General features: G+C 71.0%; 2 protein-coding genes. One reads left to right on the top strand and one right to left on the bottom strand.

Annotated elements, in window-relative coordinates; translation table 11 throughout:
- Positions 1–121: 121 nt before the first annotated feature.
- On the top strand, positions 122–706 hold the full coding sequence (locus MTQ10_RS30205) for a cysteine hydrolase family protein (RefSeq protein ID WP_247473802.1): 585 nt from the start codon (positions 122–124) through the stop codon (positions 704–706).
- Positions 707–771: 65 nt separating this feature from the next.
- Here the strand turns inward: MTQ10_RS30205 and proC are convergent, their stop codons facing one another.
- Complete coding sequence (gene proC, locus MTQ10_RS30200) at positions 772–1,584, bottom strand: pyrroline-5-carboxylate reductase (protein WP_247473800.1); 813 nt, start codon at positions 1,582–1,584, stop codon at positions 772–774.
- Between the last annotated feature and the right edge of the window lie 67 nt (positions 1,585–1,651).

Raw genomic sequence — 1,651 nt, 5'->3', positions numbered from 1 at the left:
GGGGCGGAGGGGGTGCCGCCCGGGGAGGGGGTGCCGCCCGGTGTCATGGTGGCAGTAAACCATCGATCGATGACTTCTGTACCTCTGGGGCGGGAGCCCGGCCGGGGGCACGATCGTGGACATGGAGATCGTTGAGAACGCAGCGCTGGTGGTCGTGGACGTGCAGAAGGGCTTCGAGGAGGCCGACTTCTGGGGGCCGCGGGACAACCCGGCGGCCGATGACAACATCGCCGCGCTGATCGACGTATGGCAGGCGACGGGGCGGCCTGTGGTGTTCGTGCGGCACGACTCGACGAAGGCGGGGTCGCCCCTGCGGGCGGGGTACGCCGGAAATGAGCTGAAGGACTATGTGGAGCGGCGGCGGGGCAAGGGTGCCGGGCCTGAGCTGTTCCTGACGAAGACGGTGAACTCGGCGTTTCTCGGCACGCCGGATCTGGGGGCGTGGCTGGCGGAGGCCGGGGTCGGGCAGATCGTGGTGGTGGGGATCCAGACGAACATGTGCGTGGAGACGACCGCGCGGATGGGCGGGAATCTCGGGTACGACGTGGTCGTACCGCTGGATGCCACGCACACGTTCGATCTGGTGGGGCCGTTCGGCTGGCGGCGTACGGCGCGGGAGCTGGCGGAGGCGTCGGCGGTGTCGCTGCACGGGGGCGGGTTCGCGCGTGTGGTGACGACGGAGGAGGTCGTCGCGGCGGCGCGCTGACCCGCCGGGTCCCGGCCGGGTCGGTCCGTCTTGCCTCGGTCTCTGCGGCGTCGGTCTCTGCGGCGTCAGTCCTTCTTGCCGGAGGCGAGTTCGCGGCTGCGGTCGCGGGCGGCTTCGAGGGCGGCGATGAGGGCGGCCCGTACGCCGTGGTTCTCCAGTTCGCGGATGGCGTTGATGGTGGTGCCGGCGGGCGAGGTGACGTTCTCGCGGAGCTTCACCGGGTGTTCGCCGCTGTCGCGGAGCATGGTGGCGGCGCCGATCGCGGACTGGACGATGAGGTCGTGGGCCTTGTCGCGGGGCAGGCCGAGCAGGATGCCCGCGTCGGTCATGGCTTCGACCAGGTAGAAGAAGTACGCCGGTCCGGAGCCGGAGAGGGCCGTGCAGGCGTCCTGCTGGGACTCGGGGACGCGGAGGGTCTTGCCGACGGCGCCGAAGATCTCCTCAGCGTGGGCGAGGTGCTCGGCGGTGGCGTGGGTGCCGCCGGAGATGACGGACATGGCCTCGTCGACGAGGGCGGGGGTGTTCGTCATGACGCGGACGACGGGGGTGCCGGCGGTGAGGCGTTCCTCGACGAAGGCGGTGGTGATGCCGGCGGCGCCGCTGATGACGAGGCGGTCGGCGGGCACGTGCGGGGCGAGTTCGTCGAGGAGGGTGCCCATGTCCTGCGGTTTGACCGTGAGGATCAGGGTGTCGGCGGTCTTGGCTGCCTCGGCGTTGGTGACGGGGGTGACGCCGTAGCGGGTGCGGAGTTCGTCGGCCCGCTCCTGGCGGCGGGCGGTGACGAGGAGGTCGGCGGGTGCCCAACCGCCTCGGATCATTCCGCTGAGCAGGGCTTCGCCGATCTTGCCGGTGCCGAGGACTGCGACTTTCTGGGTCATGGCTGCGGGTGCCCTCCGGGGTGTACGTCGTCCGGGTCCATGGTCGCACCGGGGGTGGGGGTGGGTG

It is taken from the genome of Streptomyces sp. XM83C, assembly GCF_023072675.1.
In the GTDB taxonomy this organism is placed as follows: Bacteria; Actinomycetota; Actinomycetes; order Streptomycetales; family Streptomycetaceae; genus Streptomyces; species Streptomyces thermocoprophilus.
The sequence above is the reverse complement of the archived record's forward strand: the minus strand, read 5'-3'. Positions and strand labels throughout refer to the sequence as shown.